A 20,783-nucleotide genomic window follows, 5' to 3' on the forward strand; every position below is an offset into this window, starting at 1 on the left:
CTGCAGAGGCCTGGCATTTGGGCGCGGATCACGCCGCCGCCCACGCCGCACCGCCCTCGCGCGGGCGGGGCCGGTCACGCGACCCGCGCCAGCAGGTCCCGCATGCCGTGGACGTCCACGAATTTCGAGGTCTCGCAGGCGAGGAGGCCGCCCTGCCTCTGCGCGTAGGTCGCGCAGTCGAGGTTGCGCAGGAACGCGATCACCGACTCTTCCAGCGGTTCCGGGAACGCCCAGCCGAATCCCTCGGCCTCGGCGTAGCGGCCGGTGGCGGTCTCGGCGCGCGCCAGCGTCAGCGCCCCGCACAACCCGCCCTCGTAGAGCCGGTTCGGCAGCAACCAGTCCGAATTCAGGCCGTCATCCAAGTAATCGACCGCCCAACTGAAGTGCACGCCGCCATAGATGTCGGGCAACTCGCCCGGATTGGCGTAGGGGCCGCGGAACGTCATGTTCGGATGCCGGCTCAGGGTCGCGGCGAAAACCTGCGGGTCGATATCCTCCTCCGAGAGCCGGCCCGCGATGACGATCCGCACCGAATTGCCGAGCGCCCGCGCGATCGCCGCCAGGATGGTCAGGCTGCGGCGGCAGCGCAGCGTCCCGAACCAGCCGATCACCCAGGGCGGACCCGCGACGCGGCGGCGATCGAGCCGGTGCGCCACCTCGGCGAGGCGGTGGGCCATCACCTTGTTCTCGAGCAGATGCCACGGGCCGGAAAACCCCTGGACCGGCTCGAAATAGCGGGTCACGAAGTCCGGCGCGCTGACGACCAGGAGGGCGCTGCGGCGCAGGATCCAGCGCTCGACCGCCCGGGCGATCCGCCCGACCCGGCCCGGCCGCACCATCAGCCGCTGGATGTCGAGCACCTCGTAGACCAGCGGCGCGCGGCTGCCCGCGAGCCGGGCCGAGGCCCAGGCCACCAGGGCCATGTCGAGGTTTCGGACATAGACCACGTCGGCGGCGCGCAGGTCGCGCCACCGCGTGAGCGCCCGGGCGATCCCGAGGGCGAGGAGCGGCAGCCGCTTGCCGTAATGCCGGTCCACCGTCTGCCCGAGGGAGACGATGTCACCGGCGATGACGGGATCGGCGAGGCCGGTCCGCGCCCGCACGAACATGTATTCGACCACCGACCAGCCGGTATCCCGGATGGCCCCGACCCGCTTGCGGATGGTCGGCTCGATCCGGTCATGGCCGAAGAAGGCGACCCGGCCGAGCACCGCCGCTTGAGGCTGGGTCTGCATCATGGCGTGCCGCACCAAGCGACGGCCATCCCACCAAAACCCCTGACCGTGAGAGGGTGTGAGACTGTCGGTCGGCTGCCCTTCGAACGGCGATGAGACGAGCGCTGGCGCGGCGAGGGACGGGCTTGCGCTCCAGCACGCGGCTCGGATCCCCTCTCCCGCACGGGAGAGGGGGCCTGTCGCGCTCCGCAGCCGCCGACGCGTCTCCCACCAAACTCCCTCATCCTGAGGTGGCGGAGCGCAGCGGAGCCCTCGAAGGAGCCCTCCAGGGACCGCGGCGAGTTCTGGAGCCCTCCTTCGAGGCTGCTGCGCAGCACCTCAGGATGAGGGGCGTGAGTGGGGGCGGCCGGGTTCTTCCGTCCGCCTGGGCGATCCGACCGGCAAAACCCCGTCACGCGGAGGCTCCCGAATCCGTCACGTCGGCGGCCGGCCGGCGGCGCCAGGAGCGGGCAAGCCGGGTCGGGGTTGCCGCGGGCTTGAGGGACGCGGTCCGCTGGACCAGGGCGTCTACGATCGTGCCGCGCCGGACCGCCGGGGTGGCGTTGGTCTTGTTGAGCACGACGCCCAGGACGGTGCAGCCGGCGGATTCGAGGTCGTGGACGGCGGCCACCACGTCGTCGATGTTCGTCTTGCCGGCCTCGGCCACGAGGATCATCCCGTCCAGCATGTCGAGGAGCGGCCGCAGGGTCGGGAGCTCGTCCACCGCGGGCAGATCGACGACGATGCGGTCGAGATGGGTGCGCTCGTCCTGCACGAGGCCGGCGATGGCCTCCGGGGTCATCAGGTCGCTGAAATGCGGGTCTCCCGGGAGGAGGCTGCCGCAGGTGAGCAGGCGGACATCCCCGAGCTGGTGGCGGACCGCCTCCTCGGTGCCGCAGCGGCCGGCGAGCACGTCGAGCAGCCCGTGCTGGTCGGCGGCCTGGTTGAGCTGCGACAGGGTCGCCTGCCGCACGTCGGCGTCGATCAGCAGGATCCGGCTCGAAGCCGAGCGGGACCGCGCCAGGAGCTGGGCGAAGTTGCTCGCGAAGGTGGTCTTGCCGGTGCTGCCCCCCACCGAGGTCACCCCGATGGCGAAGACCGGGCCGCGGCGGTCGTTGCCGAGCAGATGCGTCTTCAGACTGTGCAGGCGCTCGACGAAGACCGATTGCGGCATGAACCGCACGACGCTCGCCTTGAACGCCTCGACGCTCGCCGGCCGCAGGGCCTCGCTGGCATGGTTCTGGGCCAGCGCCAGGGCGGCCCGGTAGCCCGGCTCACGCCGTAGCTCGGGCAGGGCGGCCAGGCACGGCAGGCCCTGGCCGGTGAGCTGCCCGGGCGCCCGGATGGTCCGGTCGAACCAGTGCCGCGCGAAGGCGCCGCTGACCCCGAGCCCGGCCCCGACCAGCACACCGAGCAGCACGATCAGGCTGCCGCGGGGCGCGCTCGGGCGCTCCGGGACACTCGCCGAGGTGATCACGTGGGCGGAGGGCTGCGGGTAGGATTGCTGGTTGACCGCGTCGATGTAGCGGCTGAGCAGGTTCGTGTAGATCTGGTCGTAGGTCTCGGCCGCGCGGTCGAGCTCCTTGGCCTTCACCCGCGCTTCGCTGGTCACCAGCGTCTTGGAGATCAGGGCGTCGAAGGCCGAGGTCATGCTGTCCTCGCGGGACTTGGCGACCTCATAGTCGCGGTCCAGGGAGGCGGCGAGGCGCTCCAGCTCGGCGCGCAGGGATTGCTTGGCGGCGAGCACATCCTTCTGGATCGTCGTGACCGCGGCGTGGTCGGGGCCGAGCCGGCGCTTCAGGTCGTCGGCGCGCTGCACCAGGTCGACATACTGCTTGCGCAGCTGGATGATCACCGTGTCCTTGAAGGCTTCGGTGATGCCCGGGTCGGCGATGTCGGAGGCGAGCAGCATGTGGATCTGGTCGCGGGTGGCGCGGGCATCCACGGTCTTGGACCGGGCGGTCGCCACCGCGGTGTTGAGCTCCTCGAGCTGCTGCTCGCCCACCAGGCCGCGCTTGCCGAGATCGATGATCGCGTGCTCGGCCTTGTAGGTCTGGGCCTCCCGGGAGGCCTGGCTGGCGCGCTGCTGCATCTCCCTCAGCCGCGGCAGGATCCATTCGCCCGCGACCTTCCAGATCTGCGACCGGTTCTCCAGCTGCGTGGCGACGTAGGCGTCCGCCACCGCGTTCGCCACGGCGGCGGCGGTCGTGGGATTGTCGAGGCTGTAGCCGACCTCGATGACGTAGGCCGCGCCGATGCGAGCGGCTTCCAGGTTCTCGCGGACGGTCCCGGCCTGCCGCTCCTCCAGGCTCTCCGCGCCATTCGTCTTGTGGGAGGGCGAGAGGCCGATGAGGTGGCCGACGAACAGCTTCACCGCGCCCACGGCCTCGCGGACCTTGGCCACCAGCGGATGCGACGGCACCGCCAGATCCTGGGTCGGCGACAGGCCGAGCCGGCGCACGGCCGCCAGGGCGATCTTCTCCGAGCGGATATACTCGACCTGGCTCTCGACCTCGGGGATCTCCAGAGGCGTCGCCGCGCCCGGCGTGTCGCGGGCGGTGACCGGGCTCGACCGGCTCTCGATATAGACCCGGGCCTTGGCGGTGTAGATCGACGGGGCAGTGGCGACGTAGATGATCGCCAGGACGAACCCGACGCCGCCGAGCGCCAGGATCGAGCGCCAGTTCCGCCGCACGATCGTCAGGATCGCGACCTGATCCTCGGGATCGGGCGCCCGTGCCCCGTCCCGCCACGCGCGCGCCGGGCCGGCGACGGGATCCGCGCGCAGGAAGGACGCGCCGGTCGAGTGTCTGTTCATGGCTCTTCCCTCACGCGATGGCGGCACGCGTCTGGCGGCGTCAGTTCTGGCCGGTGCCGTCGCCGATCCCCCGCAGGGCGGGATCGGGCTTGAGCACGACTTCCACGACGTCGCCCGGCTGAAGCTCGGTGTCCTCGGCGACGTCGATCATGCTCGGTTTGGTCTTGTTGGGCCGGAAGACGGCGATCGACGCCTTCACGCGGTTGCCGGACAGGAGCTGGGTCCGCAGGGCGCCGGTGTAGACCAGCTTGTCGTTGACGCTGTTCAGGCGGGAGCGCAGCGCGGTCAGGTTGTCTTCCGAGACCTGCAGCTTCTCCATGGCCTCCAGGGCCTGCTGGTCGTCGACCCGTTCGAGCCTGCGGGTCAATTCGCCCTTGTCGCGCTCCAGCTGGGACACCTGGACGGTGGTCTGGAGCGCCCGGGTCGAGGACAGCAGCACCGCCCGGCGTGCGTCGGTCAGGCGGGTCGTCACCACGGCGCCGCGCTGGAACAGGGCCCGCACCGCGTCGTACTCGTCGGCATCGGCGGTGACGCCCTCCTTCTCCTTGGCCTGCTGCTCGGTCAGGCTGACCAGCTGGCCCTGGGCGCGGACGAGGGCGCGCTGCAGATGGTCCTTCTCCTTGCCGATGTCGGACATCTGCACGCGCAGCTGCTGCTCGGCGAGCTTCTGCGCGACGGTGGCCCGGGACGGCGGCACGTTCAGGGGCGCCTCCGTGCCGGCCGGCGATGCCTGGGCCGCCTTGTCGGGACGCGCCCCCGCGATGATCGCCTTCAGCCGCCAGACATTGGCGCTCTCCCGGGCGATGCTCGCCCAGACCGCATCGTATTCGGCGCGCAGGTTGGCGCTCTCGATCACCGGATTCTCCATCCGGAACCGCAGGAGGTTGTAGCCGCCGGCCAGAGCCACCGCCTGCCGGACGGTCATGCCCGGGTGGAACGGGTGCTCGCCCTGCTTGGTCACGTCGCCGCTCAGGTAGACCGGCTGGTACTTGGAGATCCGGACGCCGATCTCGTCGGGCTCGATCACGGCGATCGATTCGCGCCCTTCCGAGTTGCGCTGCCGCACCGCCTTGGCCGGCAGCGCCGTCTGGAGATTCTTGCGCAGCTCCGCGACGGTCAGCCCGGCCGCCGGCACGTCGCCGAGCAGCGGCACCATGACGGTGCCGTCGACCCCGACTGTCGCCTCCTGCTTGAATCCGGGAATGCTGAGCGCCGTCACCTCGACGGTGTCGCCGGCCGCGATCCGGTATTCGGCGAAAGCCGGCTGGGCGGCGAGCCCGAGCAGCGCCGCGATACTCACTGCGAAGACTCTTCGCAGCGAAGCACCGCCCCGGGGGGCCATTCCGGCGAAGAGTTCGGGGTTTACCGAACGGGACCAAGTCTTCACGCGTCGTCCCTTCATGCTCGGGCGCAGCTCAGCCGGCATGATGCGCAGCGGCACAGTTCGCCGGGACTCGTCCAAAAGGAGGCCGGCGGCACCGTTCGGCACCCCGCTCTGCGCCTTTCGAGGTAGCGCTTCCGGCCCCGGGCCACCCCGGGCGAGGGCGGTTCGCCTTTCGGGGGATCAACAATATCGAAAGCCTGGGTTCCCGATCGTCCACGCCACCGCGCAGTTTTGCCGCACAGAAGTTCGGCAGAAGGAGCTGCGGGGATGCCGATTACCGATGCGGATATTGAGCGGGATGTGGGTATCTTCTACCCGGATCTCGTTAATATTTACGGATGTGAAATAAAGACCGGATCGCGCATCGGCCCGTTCGTCGAGATCCAGCGGGGCAGCACCATCGGCCCCCGCTGCAAGATCTCTTCCCACACCTTCATCTGCGAAGGCGTCTTCATCGGCGCGGAAGTGTTCGTCGGCCACGGCGTGGTCTTCACCAACGAGCGCTACCCCGAGGCGACCAACCCGGACGGCAGCCTCAAGCGCGACGGCGACTGGGAGCTCGTCGAGACGGTGGTCGGCGACCGCGCCTCGATCGGCTCCAACGCCACCATCGTGGCGGGCATCACCATCGGGGAGGGCGCCCTGGTCGGCGCCGGCGCGGTCGTGACCCGCGACGTCCCCCCCTACGCCATCGTGGCCGGATGCCCCGCTCGGGTCATCGGCGACACGCGCCAGAAGCGCGCGCGATCCCGCCGGCCGTCGGCGGCCAAGCCTCTGCAGATCGCTTGAGGGAAACCACGCACATGATCGCCATCGGAATCGTCGGCTACGGCTATTGGGGGCCCAATCTCGCCCGCTGCACGTCGGAGACCGAGCATTGCCGGCTCGCCGCCATCGCGGACCAGTCGCCAGCGGCCCTGGCCCGGGCGGGCAAGCGCTACCCAGCCGCCGAGCTTCACCAGGATTGGCGCGACCTCATCGCGGATCCGCAGATCGACGCCGTCATGGTGGCGACCCCGGTGAGCTCGCATTTCGAGATCGCCATCAACGCGCTCCGAGCCGGCAAGCACGTCTTCATCGAGAAGCCGATCACGTCCTCGGCCACCGAGGCCCGGCTGCTGATCGCGGAGGCGGCCAAGCGCAACCTGACCCTCATGGTCGATCACACCTTCGTCTACACGGGGGCGGTCGAGAAGATCCATGAGCTGGTCACGGACGGCTCGCTCGGCGACGTGTTCTACTACGACTCGACTCGGGTGAATCTCGGCCTGTTCCAGCGCGACGTGAACGTGATCTGGGATCTCGCGGTCCACGACCTCGCCATCCTCGACCACATCCTGGACGTCGCGCCCGTGGCGATCTCGGCGAGCGGCACCGGCCATTTCAGCGGCCGCCCCGAGAACATGGCCCACATGACCGTGTTCTACCCGCGCGGCGTCGTCGCACAGATCAACGTCAACTGGCTGGCGCCCGTGAAGGTCCGGCAGACGCTGATCGGCGGCAGCAAGAAGATGATCGTCTACAACGACTTGGACCCGATCGAGAAGGTCAAGGTCTACGATCGCGGTGTCACCGTCGGCGACGGCTCCGGGGACATCACCGAGCTGATGGTCTCGTACCGGACCGGGGACATGTGGTCGCCGCACCTCTCCTTCCGCGAGGCGCTCGTCGTCGAGATCGAGCACTTCGTCGACTGCATCGCCACCGGCAAGGCGCCCATGACCGACGGCCACAGCGGCTTGCGCGTGGTCGAGATGCTCGAAGCCGCGATGCGCTCCCTGCGCCAGAACGGCACCCCCATCGATCTCCTACCGCTTGCGAGGGCCTCGTGATCCCGTTTCTCGACCTCAAGGCGCAATACGCCGCCATCGGCGGCGACGTCGAAACCGCCGTCATCAACGTCCTGCGCAGCGGCGACTTCGTCCTCGGACCGGCGGTCACCGCCTTCGAGGCGGCCTTCGCCAAGGCCTGCGGCGCCAAGCACGCCGTGGCCGTCAGCAGCGGAACCGCCGCGCTCCATCTCGCGCTACTGGCTCTGGATATCGGGCCGGGCGATGAGGTGATCACGGTCTCGGCGACCTTCGTGGCGACGGTGGCGGCCGTGATCTACGCCGGTGCGACGCCGGTCCTGGTCGACATCGACCCGGTGAACTGGACCATGGATCCCGCCCTGGTCGAGGCGGCGATCACGCCCCGCACCAAGGCGATCCTGCCGGTGCACCTGCACGGGCGGATGGCGGATCTCGACGCGCTCGGCGCCATCGCCCGGCGCCACGGGCTCGCCCTGATCGAGGACGCCGCCCAGGCGCATCTCGCCGAGCGCGGCGGCAGGAAGGCCGGCACGATCGGGGATATCGGCTGCTTCAGCTTCTATCCCGGCAAGAATCTCGGCGCCTACGGCGAGGGCGGTGCCATCGTCACCGACCGGGACGACCTCGCCGAGGCGGCGCGCTGCCTGCGCGACTGGGGCCAGGCCGGCAAGTACAACCACGTCCGGCACGGTTTCAACCTGCGCATGGACGGGGTCCAGGGGGCGGTGCTGGGCACCAAGCTCCCCTACCTGGAGGGCTGGACCCGGGCCCGGCAGGCGGTGGCCGCCGAGTACGGCCAACGGCTCGCGGGCCTCGGCCTCGACCTGCCGGGCCCGGCCGGACGCGACCATGCTTTCCACGTCTACGCGGTCAGCACCCCCGACCGCGAGGGCCTGCGCCAGCACCTGACCGAGGCCGGTGTCGCCACCGGCATCCACTACCCCGTCCCGGTCCATAGGCAGCCCGCCTACCGCCATCTCGACGACGGGACCGGCGGCCTGCCGGTCACCGAGCGGCTGGCCGCCCGGACCCTGTCCCTGCCGATGTTCCCGGAACTGACGACCAGCCAGATCGACAGCGTCTGCCGGGCCGTCTCGAGCTATTGCGAGGTCGCCGATGCCCAAGCTGCGTGAGGTTACCAAGGGAAGCCGCTTCGGCGGCGACCTGCGCGGAACCCGGATCCTCGTCACCGGCGGATCCGGCTTCATCGGCTCCCACATCATCGACCTGCTGGTCGAGGCCGGCTGCGACGAGATCGTGGCCATCGACAACATGGTGCGCGGGCGCCCCGAGAACCTGAAGGACGCCCTTGGCTCGGGCCGTGTCCGGCTGGTGCAGGGCGATATCCGCGACCGGGCCCTGATGGACAGCCTGGTCAAGGGCACCGACGTGGTGTTCCACCAGGCGGCCCTGCGGATCACGCAATGCGCCGCCGAGCCGCGCCAGGCCTTCGAGGTGATGGCGACCGCGACCTTCGACCTGCTCGAGCGCTGCGTCGAGGCCGGCGTCGCCAAGGTGGTGATGGCCTCTTCAGCCTCGGTCTACGGCATGGCCGAGAGCTTCCCGACCACGGAGAAGAATCACCCCTACGACAACCGCACCCTCTACGGGGCCGCGAAATCCTTCGGCGAGGGCCTGCTGCGCTCGTTCAACGACATGTACGGGCTGGACTACGTCGCCCTGCGCTACTTCAACGCCTACGGGCCGCGCATGGACCTGACCGGCCGCTACACCGAGGTGATGGTGCGCTGGATGCAGCGCCTGGCCGAGGGCCAGTCCCCGATCGTGTTCGGCGACGGCCTGCAGACCATGGACCTCGTCCATGTCCGCGACATCGCCCGGGCCAACATCCTGTCGGCGACCGCGCCGGCCACCGACGTGGTGCTCAATGTCGGCACCGGCGTGGAGACCTCGCTCGTCGATCTCGCCGGCCATCTCACCCGGATCATGGGCCGGGACGGCACGCCGCTCATCCACGAGGCCGAGCGCGCCGTGAACCCGGTGCCCCGGCGCCTGTGCGACACCAGCCTCGCCCGGGAGCTGATCGGCTTCGAGGCCGAGATCGGGGCGGCCGAGGGCCTCGCCGACCTGGTGGCCTGGTGGAGCGACGAGGCCGGTTCGGATCACCTGAGGCGGGCGCTGGCATGATCCCGATCGCGAAACCCGATGTCGGCGAGCCGGAGGCGGAGGCCGCCGCCGCCGTGGTCCGCTCCGGCTGGCTGACCCAGGGGCCGCAGGTCGCGGCCTTCGAGGCGGAGTTCGCCGCGATCGTCGGCGCCCCCCATGCCTGCGCGGTCTCGAACTGCACCACGGCGCTGCATCTTGCGCTGCTCGCCGCCGGGGTCGGACCCGGCGACGAGGTGGTGACGGTGAGCCACAGCTTCATCGCCACCGCCAACGCCATCGCCCAGTGCGGGGCGACGCCGATCTTCGTCGACATCGACCCGGCGACCTTCAACATGGCCCCGGAGGCCGCCGCCGCGGCACTCACCGAGCGGACGAAGGCGATCGTCTGCGTCCACCAGATGGGCATGCCTTGCGATCTCGAAGCCATCGTGGCGATCGGGCGCCGCTCCGGCATCCCGGTGATCGAGGACGCGGCCTGCGCGATCGGCTCCGAGCGCCTCCAGGACGATGTCTGGCGGCCGATCGGCGGCCCGGCCGGGGACGTGGCGTGCTTCTCGTTCCACCCGCGAAAAGTCCTGACCACCGGCGACGGCGGCATGATCACCACGGCCAATCCCGACTGGGACCGCAAGTTCAGGCTGTGGCGCCAGCACGGGATGAGCGTGTCCGATGTGGCGCGCCACGGCAGCGCCAAGGTGGTCGCCGAGGAATACACGGTCGCCGGCTACAATTACCGGATGACCGACGTGCAGGCCGCCATCGGCCGCGCGCAGCTGACCCGGCTGCCCGGCCTCATCGCCCGGCGGCGCGCCCTCGCGGACGGTTATCGGGCGCGGCTCGCCGATCTTCCGGAGGTGACGCCGCCCCCCGAGCCGATCGGCTCGCGCAGCAACTGGCAGAGCTTCTGCGTGCGCCTGCCGGAGGCGGCCGACCAGGGTGCCGTGATGCAGGCGATGCTGGACCAGGGCATCGCCACCCGACGGGGCATCATGTGCGCCCACCTGGAGCCGCCCTACGCCGAGGCGCCCCGGCGCTTCGCCCTGCCGGAATCGGAGCGCGCGCGCGACCACGCGATCCTCCTGCCGCTCTATGCCGGCATGGACGACGCGATGCAGGACGTCGTGGTGGCGGCCCTGCGGGCAGCGCTGCGATGATCGAAGCCGTCGCCGCACCTGAGGCGCAGGCGCCGACGGTCCTGTACCGCGCCAAGCAGATGGCGCGGGCGGTCGGGCTGACGCGCGGGCGCGTCGCGGCCGCCCGGATGGCCTGTGAGCGGCACGCGCTGGCGGTCGGCGGACGGCCGCGCCTGCGCGCCGGCGGTCGGGTGCTCTGCTACCACTCCGTCGGCCAGCGGGCGCTCGGGGTGAACGACGTGAAGCCGGCCCGCTTCGCGCGTCAGATCGCGCTGGCGCTCGACCTCGGCTACCGCTTCGTTCCGGCGTCCCGGATCGCCGAGACGGGGGGCACGGCGAACGAGCTCGCGATCACTTTCGACGACGGCCACCGGTCCGTGCTTACGGCCGCCGCCCCCATCCTGAAGGCGCACGGCGTGCCGTGGTCGCTGTTCGTGGTTTCGGGCTGGTGCGAGACCATCGGGTCCGATCGCAGCGCCTCGCTCCTGACATGGCGCGAGATCGCGGAGCTTGCCGCGGACGGGGTCGAAATCGGCAGCCACTCCGTCACGCACCCGGATTTCGGGCGCCTGGGCGAGGCCGAGACGATCGAGGAGCTGGTGGCGTCGCGAGCCATGATCGAGCGCCGTCTGGGCTTCACCCCGACGAGCTTCGCCATACCGCTCGGACAATCGATGAACTGGACGTCCTTCGCCCAGAAGGCCGCCCGGGCGGCGGGCTACCGGACCCTCTACGCGCAGGCCGAGGAGACCCGGCCCGCCGGAACCGTCCCGCGCACTTTCGTCACCGCGTTCGACCATGACCTGATCTTCCAGGCGCTCCTGCGCGGGCATTTCGACGCCTGGGAGGAGTGGGTATGACCCGCGCCAAGTCCTCGTACCGAGTTGCCGCTACGCCCGGGGCGGCGCACACAGGAGCCCCGCTATGACCGCTCCGGGCCCGACCCGCGTCTCCGTCATCGTCCCGACCTGCAACAGGCCCGGGCTGCTCGCCGAGGCGTTGGCCAGCATCCGCAGGCTGGAGGCCGACGACCTCACCTTCGAGATCGTGGTCGGCGACAACGGAACATGCGGCGAAGCCCGGGAGGTCGTGGCGGCTTACGGCGCGGTCTACGTGGCGACGACGCGACGGGGCTGCCCCGGCGCGCGCAACGCGGCGCTCCACGCGGCGACTGCCGACCTGATCGCGTTTCTCGACGACGACGACGTCTGGCTCCCTGGCAACATCCGGCCGCAACTCGCTCTCCTGGCGGAGCGACCCGATCTCGAGGCCGTGACCGGGCAGGCCGTGTTGGCGGATCACAACCTGGACAACCCGGGTGCGCCCTGGCCCGACCCCCATCCCGGGGACGGCGACGACCTGATCCGATCCATGCTGAGCGGCTACTTCCCGCAGGTCGGAACCCTGGTCGTCCGCCGACACGCCTACGCGGCGATCGGCGATCTCGACGAGTCGCTGCTCTTCGGCTCCGATCACGATTGGCAAATGCGGTTCGCCCGGCGGCGGACCTTCGCGTTCACACCGGTGCTGGGCGTCATGCTGCGAGGCCGCGCCTTCGGGACCTTCACGGCCCTGCAGATCAAGCGCCAGCGGTATGACCGAAAGATCTTCCTGCGCCACAGCCTCCCGGAATGGCGGGTCTGGAGCTCCCCCCGGGCGTTTCTGAAGGCCTACGCGGGCACGCTTCAGCACTTCTACTGGTACTTCGTGGTGACCGCCGAGGAGGCCGCCGCCGACGGCAAGCGCGACGACGTGCTCCAGGCCGTTCGGGGCGCCTTCCTGGTCTTCCCGATGCGCGCCCTCTACCACCTCGTCCGCCGGACCGGCCTGCGCCGCGCCGTTCTAGCGAGCGCCCTGCGCGGCTGAGGCGCCGCTGGGCAGCCGTTCGAGAATTCGAGATTCGACGGACCCCGAATGCGGGGCCCTCGGCTTCCCTCGGGACGTTCCGTCGGCCGATCATGCGTTCCCGCGCGTCGTCCGACCGACCGCGCCGGATCGGGGCGACCAGCCTTCGATCAAGTCCCGATCTCGCCCGCCTCAGGCCACCAGCCGATCCGCGCGCCATGCGCGTACCAGGGCCGCGCCTCCCCGCCCGCCGGATTCCGCAGGGCTTTCAGGGACGCCGTCCTGCGAGCCCCGAGGAGGCGCTTCAGGGTGATCCGCCACCATGTCGGCGACCGCCAGTATCCGGCGTCGTGGGCTTGCGCGAAGGCCAGACAGTCGCGCCACGTCCCGTCGCCGGGAACGTCGAGCGCGGCGCTGGCAATCCACAAGGCTTCCCGAGCGAAGCGGCCGCGCATCTCCGCCAGCCACGTCGAGAATTCCGGGGCGCGGTCGCCGAACCGGTGCTCGAATGCCTCGCAGGTTTCAAGGATCTCGCGCCGGTCGCCGATCGGACGCAACTGGTAGGCGGCGCTCATGTTGGAGGCGTGCCACCGGTAGAGACCCTGAACGGCATTGATGATGCCGATCGAGCCGACCGATGCCGCGCGCATCCAGGTGTCCAAGTCGGACGTATGCCGGAAGGCCGGATCGTAGCCGCCGATCCGATGCTGGACGCTGGTGCGCATCACGGCGCACGGTGTCGGCACCCCGTTTCCCGCGGTGCAGATCCGGTGCAGGAAGGCCCGACCGGAGATGACCTGGCAATCGGCCTCGCGCGGGTCGGTCGAGGTCGGCGCCGTGCGGCCATCGGCTAGCATCAGCGCCATCCCGTACGCCATGGCGATGCTCGGATCGTTGTCCATGAGCTGCGTGGCGCGGGCCAGGGATCCCGGCGCCAAGAGGTCGTCGGCCGAGATCAGCACCACGTAGTCGGCCCGGGCCCAGTCCATCACGCCGCGATTGGCGGTGGCGATGAGGCCGAGATTCTCGGCGTTGCGCAGGTACGTCACGCGCGGATCCGCGGCGGCGAGGCGCCGCGCCACCGCGGGCGTGTCGTCCGGCGAGGCATCGTCGACGATCAGCACGCGGACGGTGACGTCGCGCTGCGACAGGATGCTCTGGACACAGCCTTCAAGATAGTGCGCATACTTGTAGCACGGCACCACGACATCAATCGAAGGCATGGCCTGCTCCAAATCTCCGGCGCGCGAAAGATGCGAGATGTGCGAGGACGTAGTGGACGGCGCCGTAGAGTTCCCAGGCGGGCGTCGTGAAGCTCGATCGGCGCCAGCGCCACGGGGGGCCGATCCGCCAGCGTACCGCCGCCACGCCCTTGGCGAAGGCGAGGAGTTCGCCGCGCAGCAGGTACTTCACCGTGTAGGCGCCGCGGCCGATGTCGTAGCTCTTGTAGAGCTTCGGGATGTCAGAGACTTTGCGCCCGTGATGATGAAACACGACCATCGATGGATGGTATGCTCCATCCCAGCCCGCACCCACTGCCCTAGCAGCTGCGTCGACATCTTCAGCAGCAAACGGCGTGCCGGCCCCCATCGTCGCATCGAAGCCTCCGATGGCACGCAACGTGGCCCGACGAAACGCAAGATTGCCGCCGATGATCCCGTCGCAATGAAGATAAGCTCCGGCCGTCGCCAAATAACGTCGCGGTGTGCGCGAGCGGTTGATGGTAACGGGCGCATCAGTCGGATCAAACAGCTCGACCCGACCGCTGATGCAGCCAATGCGCGGATCCGCGAAGCCCCGCGATGCCTCAGTGAGAAAGTCAGACGCGACGTAGCAATCGTCATCTGTGAACGCGATGATCCGCCCCTGTGCGGTCGCGAGGCCGGCATTCCGCGCCCCCCCTAGGCCAGGTCGGGCGTGATAGATCCGTCGCACCGACACAGGACCCTGGCAGCCAGGCTCGACCGAGCGGGGGTGCGCTACGTCCTCAAGCTCGAGATTCGCCCCACGCTCGAAGGCCGGATTGGCATTGCTCTCGATCGTTTTCCCACGCGCGGCCGCGGACGCTACGACTGCCGCGGTGTCGTCGGTCGAGCCGTTGTCGACGACGATCACCTCGAACGTCCCATCGAATGTGAGCCGGCCGATTGCATCCAGGCATGCCGCCAACTGCCGAGCCCGGTTCCGGGTCGCGATCACGAGCGAGACATCGAGCCGGCCGTCCGCCGCGAGTAGATTCGATTGCCGGAGCGTGCCCGGTGTCCGCCGCAACAGGCGAAAACGCAGGCGCAGGTGTTCCCCGCGCCCGACATTGCCGGCGTGCCGTGCCTGCTCGAAGAATGATGTGCCGCTCAGCGCTCGCCAGTATAGCCAGGACCAAGGGTGATAAGTCCCGGCCAGCCAGGGCTTTTGACTTCCTGTGAAGTGCACGATCCGTGGTCGCTGCCCGTTCAGAGCGGGCTGTCCGGCCCCAACCGAAATGGCCGTGCAGCGCTGGACATTCCAAGCCGTGTCCAGGGCATGCCAGCGACCGGCGCAGATCCAGTTGAGGGCATCCTGATCGTTCCAGGGGAGTACCTCAGCATTCTGGGCGTAGAAGGTGATCGCGATATTGAACAGAGATTCCGCCCGCACCCTTTCGAGGTCGATCAGCAGCACGCCAGCATTGAAGTAGCCGCCTGTCGGTAGCTGCCAGCGGCTTGTGAAATCAGTCGGATCCTCATTTTCGTCGTGAACCGCGCCGAGAACATCATCTTTGAGATCAAGATTCCACAGATCTCGAAGGTCGCCGAGAACCACGATGTCAGTGTCGAGATAGATTACGCGACTGCAATCCTTTGGTGCGAGCGACTCAAGCGCCAGTCTGAACAGGGTCGCTCGACTGAAGTGTCCGCGGTCCTGAAAGCTTGGGACATCGTCCGTTCCAACAGGCACCCAGACGAACTCGGCCGACGGCGCTAAGGCCTGGAAGCGGGCTTGAAGGCTCGCTTCCAAGCCGGCGTTCAAGACTATGAACCGAAAGCGCGCTCCCGGGGCGCCGCGAACCGCCGAGGCCACGACGGCGGCGGCGTGCGGCGCGTAGGTCCCGTCGAACCCGAGAGCCACATCGATGCGGGCGGGGTCGGCCGGCATGACAGCCTCAGGCTCCGCCGGGTGCGTGGTGCCAGGTCCCAGCCTCGTGGAAAACCCCGAACACATCGGGGTCGAGGTCGGGATCCGCCACATGGAAGCGCGGGCCTAGGCGGGCCGCCAGGGGACGCCCGGCATCCTTGCCCACGACGTTCACCGAGACGGTGTAGGAGGCCGCGGTCAGGGCCAGCGGCCCGGTCATCACCTCCACGGTGCCGTCTGGCCCGAAGGCGGACAGGCTGACGCCGTCGATGAGGCTGCTGTAGTTGCAGCACAGCAGATCATCGGCGCGGGTGACGGAGACGCGCAGATGCGTCCGCGGCACCGCCCCCGAGGTCGTGTAGGCGAGACGCACGCGCATCCGCTCGCCCGATCTGAACAGGGTGCGCGGCGCTCCGGATTCGTCGAGGATCTCGATGCCCTGGATCTCCAAGGGCGAGCCCGTCTCTGGCCGGAACCAATTCGGGGGCGCCAGGTAACTGTCCTGCTCGTAGTGGCGCAGCCCCTCGTCGGTGGGGCCGTCGAAGGCGACGCGGCCGTTCTTGATGTAGATGACCCGCTCGCACATGGTCTTCACGCTGAACATGTTGTGCGAGACGAGCAGGATGGTCGAGCCCTTGGTCTGGAGGCGCCGGGCGAAGTCGATGCACTTTTTCTGGAAGGTGTAGTCGCCGACCGCCAAAACCTCGTCGAGGAGCAGGATGTCGGGCTCGAGATGGGCGGCGACCGAGAAGGCCAGCCGGACATACATGCCGCTGGAATAGCGCTTCACCGGCATGTCGATGAAGTCGCCGATCTCCGAGAACTCGACGATCGCCTCGAACTTCTCCGCGATCTCGTGGCGGTGCATGCCCAGGATCGAGCCGTAGAGGAAGATGTTCTCGCGCCCGGTGAGCTCCCGGTGGAAACCGGTGCCGACTTCGAGCAGGGCGCCGACCCGGCCGACCAGCCGGATGCTGCCGGTGGTCGGGGCGGCGATCCGCGAGATCAGCTTGAGCAGGGTGCTCTTGCCCGCCCCGTTCATCCCGATGATGCCGACATTCTCGCCGTGCTTGATGCCGAAGCTGACATCCTTGAGCGCCCAGAAACCCTCCTTGGACGGGCGCGCCTCGGACTTCCGCGTCAGCAGGCCCCGGGCGCCCTCGATGAGCGCCTCGCGCAGGGAGTTCTCGTGCGTGGCCCGCGAGGCGCGCCAGTATTGCTTGCCGATATCTTGTACGCTGATCGCCATCGACATCAGATTACATCCGCGAAAGAGCGCTCCATGCGCTGAAAGAAGATCAGTCCGGTGACCAGCAGCACGGATGCGACCGTGACCGAGACGGCGAGCGCGAACAGGTCGGGGGCGGTTCCGCCGAGGATCGAGAACCGGAACGCCTCGATCAGCCCGACCATGGGGTTGAGCGCGTAGACCCAGCGCACCGAGTCGGGGACGATGCTCGCCGCGTAGACGATCGGCGAGGCGTACATCCAGATCTGGATGAGGAACGGCAGGGTGTGCTTGACGTCCCGGAAGCGGACGTTGACCGGCCCGAGCCAGAGGCTGACCCCGAGCGCCAGCATCGCGGTGACGGCGAGCGTCGGGATCGCGAAGACGATGTGCCAGCTCGGCACCACCCCGTACCCGAGCATCAGTACCAGCATCACCACCAGGGCGATGGCGAAATCGACCATCGGCGACACCACGGTGGCGAGCGGGATCACCAGGCGCGGGAAGTAGATCTTGCGGATGAGTTCCGCCTCGGTGACGAGGCCGGTGGCGCTCCGGCGCACCGACTCGGCGAAGTAGGTCCACAGGATGATGGCGCTGCCGGCAAACAGCGCGTAGGGCGCTCCGTCGGTAGGGATCTTGGCGAAATGGCCGAAGATGACGGTGAAGATCGCCACCGTGAACAGCGGCTGGGCGATGGCCCAGCAGGCGCCCAGCGCGGTCTGGCGATAGAGCACCTTCAGGTCGCGCAGGATCAGGACCCACAGCAACCCGCGATACTGCCAGACGCTCGCGGCATCGAAGGCGACGAGCTTGTGATCCGGAACAATCTCGGTGACCGGCATCGCGGTCGGTTCTGATCTCGGCCCGGCAAGGCCGTGTTTCGGCGCATCGAGCGCAAGCGCGTCCAAAGAGTCCATCATTCGAGGCGATCCCGCACGACGATCGGTGCTTGCGGGATCCGCTCGCGGCGCTTGGTGGCCGGATCGGCGATCCCACTGAGCTGGGCTATCACTGCGGTCAGCCGGCACGAATTACATCTTTCGTCGTACCGAGCCTCCCGACTGAAGAGGTGGTTGTCGTTAACCACGGTATTGATTGCCTATGAGGATAGAAGAGACCCCGGTCGCGGGACGTCGTCTTTGTCGAGACCGGCTCCGTCGGCCCGGACAGGCATGTCGGGCGGACGAGCCGGTCTCACCGAGGCGCTGCGCTTCCTCCGGAACGGGGCCGCCACGGGTCCGGCGAAAGACCGGGTCCGGGTCTCAGGAGAGCCGCCATGAAGGACGCTTCGGTCGATGACTCGGACGGCGCGGGCATCCCGCTCGTGACGATCGCCATGCCGGCCTTGAACGAGGCCCACCACATCGCCGAGGCGATCCGCTCGGTGATGCCCGCCCCGGACACGCTCGCCTGTGAATTGCTGGTGATGGACGGCGGCAGCAGCGATGCGACCTGCGCCATCGTCCGGGCGCTGAGCGCCGAGGATCCGCGGATCCAGCTGATCCACAACGCCCGCCGCATCCAGGCCTCGGGTCTCAACCTCGCGGCGCGGCTCGCGCATCCGGGCTCCACCTATCTGGTGCGCGCCGATTGCCACGCCGCCTATCCCGAGAACTGGGTGCGGGACCTGATGCAGACGATCCGCCTGCGGGAGGCGGTCTCGGTGGTGGTGCCCCTGCGGACCGTCGGGGTGACGCCGCTGCAGCGGGCCATCGCGGCCGCCCAGAACAGCCGGCTCGGCAATGGCGGGTCGGCGCACCGCCTGGGCGGGATCTCGGGCTACGTCACCCACGGCCACCACGCCATCTTCGACCGGCGCGAGTTCCTGCGGGTCGGCGGCTACGACGAGAGCTTTTCCCACAACGAGGATGCCGAGCTCGACCGCCGGTTCTGCGCGGCCGGCGGCCGGATCTATCTCGCGGCCGATCTCGCCGTGACCTACTTCCCCCGAGCGACCCTGTTCAGCCTGACGCGGCAATACTTCCAGTACGGCCGCGGCTGCGCTCGGACCCTGGAGAAGCATGCCAGCCTGCCGCGGCTGCGCCAGATGCTGCCGCCCCTGGTCCTGCTCTACGGCGTCGTCGCCCTGGCGCTCGCCGCGGTCGCGCCGATGATGCTGGTCCTGCTGGCGGTCTACGCGGGCGGCTGCGGCCTGAGCGGCCTCGCCCTGGCGCTGAAGGCGCGGGAGCCGATGCTGGTCATGAGCGGTCCGGCGGCGATCGCGATGCACCTGTCCTGGGCGGTCGGCTTCCTGTCGCACCGGGGTTATCGCCGGACCCTGCTGCGGACCGCCCTGCGCCGGAAGCCGCCCCTGCTCGGCGTCCCGCCCGGATCGGACCCGGCGAGTGTCAATTGACGGGGTTTTTCGTACGCGGACCCCGCGAATCCGGTGTCAGAAGTCGGACGCCGTTCCGCATCCGTCGCGGATTCCTATCCAGGGCTGTAGTCTCGCACGGTCAAGCCGATTATCGACACGCGCAACGTTTCCGGGCCCCGTGAGTCCCGGACCCCGCATCGTGCCGTGACGGCTTTGGAGTGTTGTGACCGTGCCCGACAGGACCCCGCGCCCCGTGATGCTCGTGATCCTCGATGGCTGGGGACTCCGGGATACGGTCGCCGACAACGCCGTGCTCCAGGCGCGCACCCCCGTCTTCGACGCCCTGATGCGCGAGCGTCCCCGGGCGCGCCTGATGACCTACGGCGCCGATGTCGGCCTGCCCGAGGGGCAGATGGGTAATTCCGAGGTCGGGCATCTGAATATCGGTGCCGGCCGGGTGGTCATGCAGGACCTGCCGCGGATCGACGCCGCGGTCGCGGACGGCTCGCTCGCCACCAACCCGGAGTTGGTCCGGTTCATCGACCGGCTGCGGGCGAGCGGCGGCACCTGCCACCTCGTCGGCCTGCTGTCGCCCGGGGGCGTCCACGCCCACCAGGACCACGCGGTGGCGCTGGCGCGGGTGCTGGTCGAGGCCGGCGTGCCGGTCCGCCTCCATGCCTTCACGGACGGGCGGGACATGCCGCCGCGCTCCGCCGCCGGCTGCTTGGAGACTGTCGAGGCCGCGCTCCCCGAGGGCGCCCGCATCGCCACTCTGTGCGGCCGCTACTACGCGATGGACCGCGACCGGCGCTGGGAGCGGGTCTCGATCGCCTACGACGCGATGACGGCCGCGCGCGGCGCCGCGTTCCCAAGCGCCATGGAGGCGATCGCCGCCTCCTATGTGGTCGACCTGTCGGACGAGTTCCTGCGGCCGGCCATCATCGGCGACTATGCCGGCATGAACGACGGCGACGGCGTGCTGAGCTTCAACTTCCGCGCCGACCGGACCCGGCAGATCCTCGAAGCGCTGCTCGACCCGGCCTTCACGGGTTTCGCGCGTGCCCGGACGGTCCGGTTCGCCGCCGCCCTCGGGATCGTCCAGTACAGCGTCGAGATCGACGCCTTCGCCGACACCCTGTTCGGCCCCCTCGACCTGCCGAACGGCCTCGGCGAGACCGTCTCCCGGGCCGGCCGCACCCAGCTGCGCATGGCCGAGACCGAGAAATACCCCCACGTCACCTATTTCATGAACGGCGGCCGCGAGGCGCCGTTCGAGGGCCAGGACGCGATCCTGGTGCCGTCCCCGAAGGTGGCGACCTACGACCTGCAGCCGGAGATGTCGGCCGCGGAACTCACCGACCGGGCCGTGGAGGCGATCGGCTCCGGCCGCTACGACATGATCCTCCTCAACTTCGCCAACCCCGACATGGTCGGCCATACCGGCAGCCTCGCCGCCGCCGTGAAGGCGGTGGAGACGGTGGATACCTGCCTCGGCCGGGTGGTCGACGCGATCACGGCGAGCGGTGGCGCGCTTCTCGTCACCGCCGACCACGGCAATTGCGAGATGATGCGCGACCCGGAGACCGGCGAGCCGCATACCGCCCACACCCTCAACCCGGTGCCGGTGACGCTGGTGGGCGTCGACGGCGTGACGCTCGCCGATGGCCGGCTGGCCGATGTCGCGCCGACCCTCCTCGACCTGATGGGCCTCGACCAACCGGCCGAGATGACCGGCCAGTCATTGATCCGGCGCTGAGGGGACCGACGATCCAGCGCCCGTCCGGGTGCGGGA

Annotated in this window: 16 protein-coding genes; 9 read left to right on the forward strand and 7 right to left on the reverse strand. The window is 69.3% G+C overall.

What is annotated here, in order from left to right; all coding sequences use genetic code 11:
- Positions 1-74: 74 nt before the first annotated feature.
- The 3 genes from BM228_RS06160 to BM228_RS06170 all read right to left on the reverse strand — a co-directional run bounded on the left by BM228_RS06160 (position 75) and on the right by BM228_RS06170 (position 5,332).
- Positions 75-1,238, reverse strand: coding sequence for a glycosyltransferase family protein (locus BM228_RS06160; RefSeq protein WP_092038337.1), 1,164 nt, complete (start codon positions 1,236-1,238; stop codon positions 75-77).
- Between the two features lie 388 nt (positions 1,239-1,626).
- Complete coding sequence (locus BM228_RS06165) at positions 1,627-4,032, reverse strand: GumC family protein (protein WP_092038171.1); 2,406 nt, start codon at positions 4,030-4,032, stop codon at positions 1,627-1,629.
- Positions 4,033-4,072: 40 nt separating this feature from the next.
- On the reverse strand, positions 4,073-5,332 hold the full coding sequence (locus BM228_RS06170) for a polysaccharide biosynthesis/export family protein (protein ID WP_244537036.1): 1,260 nt from the start codon (positions 5,330-5,332) through the stop codon (positions 4,073-4,075).
- Between the two features lie 351 nt (positions 5,333-5,683).
- Between BM228_RS06170 and BM228_RS06175 the strand changes: the two genes are divergently transcribed.
- From BM228_RS06175 to BM228_RS06205, 7 genes are all read left to right on the forward strand, one after another.
- Positions 5,684-6,205 carry an acyltransferase gene (locus BM228_RS06175; protein ID WP_092038172.1) on the forward strand — a complete coding sequence of 174 codons (522 nt, stop codon included), beginning with the start codon at positions 5,684-5,686 and terminating at the stop codon, positions 6,203-6,205.
- Between the two features lie 14 nt (positions 6,206-6,219).
- Entirely contained in the window at positions 6,220-7,248 is a 1,029-nt protein-coding gene (locus tag BM228_RS06180) for a Gfo/Idh/MocA family protein (protein ID WP_092038174.1), read from the forward strand.
- A complete protein-coding gene (locus BM228_RS06185) occupies positions 7,245-8,360 on the forward strand; it encodes a DegT/DnrJ/EryC1/StrS family aminotransferase (protein ID WP_092038175.1) in 1,116 nt (371 codons plus the stop codon). The genes BM228_RS06180 and BM228_RS06185 overlap by 4 nt, the downstream gene beginning before the upstream one ends.
- Complete coding sequence (locus BM228_RS06190; protein WP_092038177.1) at positions 8,344-9,375, forward strand: SDR family NAD(P)-dependent oxidoreductase; 1,032 nt, start codon at positions 8,344-8,346, stop codon at positions 9,373-9,375. The genes BM228_RS06185 and BM228_RS06190 overlap by 17 nt, the downstream gene beginning before the upstream one ends.
- Positions 9,372-10,508, forward strand: a complete 1,137-nt coding sequence (locus BM228_RS06195) for a DegT/DnrJ/EryC1/StrS family aminotransferase (protein WP_092038178.1) — start codon at positions 9,372-9,374, stop codon at positions 10,506-10,508. The genes BM228_RS06190 and BM228_RS06195 overlap by 4 nt, the downstream gene beginning before the upstream one ends.
- Entirely contained in the window at positions 10,505-11,347 is an 843-nt protein-coding gene (locus BM228_RS06200) for a polysaccharide deacetylase family protein (RefSeq protein WP_092038180.1), read from the forward strand. The genes BM228_RS06195 and BM228_RS06200 overlap by 4 nt, the downstream gene beginning before the upstream one ends.
- A 64-nt stretch (positions 11,348-11,411) precedes the next feature.
- A complete protein-coding gene (locus tag BM228_RS06205; protein WP_092038181.1) occupies positions 11,412-12,353 on the forward strand; it encodes a glycosyltransferase family 2 protein in 942 nt (313 codons plus the stop codon).
- 149 nt (positions 12,354-12,502) lie between these two features.
- Here the strand turns inward: BM228_RS06205 and BM228_RS06210 are convergent, their stop codons facing one another.
- The 4 genes from BM228_RS06210 to BM228_RS06225 are packed head-to-tail and all read right to left on the reverse strand — an operon-like array spanning position 12,503 to position 17,516.
- A complete protein-coding gene (locus BM228_RS06210) occupies positions 12,503-13,555 on the reverse strand; it encodes a glycosyltransferase family 2 protein (RefSeq protein WP_092038183.1) in 1,053 nt (350 codons plus the stop codon).
- Positions 13,542-15,464, reverse strand: coding sequence for a glycosyltransferase (locus BM228_RS06215; RefSeq protein ID WP_167367674.1), 1,923 nt, complete (start codon positions 15,462-15,464; stop codon positions 13,542-13,544). Before BM228_RS06215 ends, BM228_RS06210 begins: the two co-directional genes overlap by 14 nt.
- A 7-nt stretch (positions 15,465-15,471) precedes the next feature.
- Positions 15,472-16,698, reverse strand: a complete 1,227-nt coding sequence (locus BM228_RS06220) for an ABC transporter ATP-binding protein (protein WP_092038187.1) — start codon at positions 16,696-16,698, stop codon at positions 15,472-15,474.
- Entirely contained in the window at positions 16,698-17,516 is an 819-nt protein-coding gene (locus BM228_RS06225) for an ABC transporter permease (RefSeq protein WP_244537037.1), read from the reverse strand. The genes BM228_RS06220 and BM228_RS06225 overlap by 1 nt, the downstream gene beginning before the upstream one ends.
- A gap of 434 nt (positions 17,517-17,950) precedes the next feature.
- On the opposite strand from BM228_RS06225, the gene BM228_RS06230 reads away from it, so the two are divergent.
- Entirely contained in the window at positions 17,951-19,030 is a 1,080-nt protein-coding gene (locus BM228_RS06230) for a glycosyltransferase family 2 protein (protein WP_092038190.1), read from the forward strand.
- Between the two features lie 217 nt (positions 19,031-19,247).
- A complete protein-coding gene (gene gpmI / locus BM228_RS06235) occupies positions 19,248-20,747 on the forward strand; it encodes a 2,3-bisphosphoglycerate-independent phosphoglycerate mutase (RefSeq protein ID WP_092038192.1) in 1,500 nt (499 codons plus the stop codon).
- The last annotated feature ends 36 nt before the right edge of the window (positions 20,748-20,783 follow it).

The sequence above is a fragment of the Methylobacterium pseudosasicola genome (assembly GCF_900114535.1).
Classification (GTDB): domain Bacteria; phylum Pseudomonadota; class Alphaproteobacteria; order Rhizobiales; family Beijerinckiaceae; genus Methylobacterium; species Methylobacterium pseudosasicola.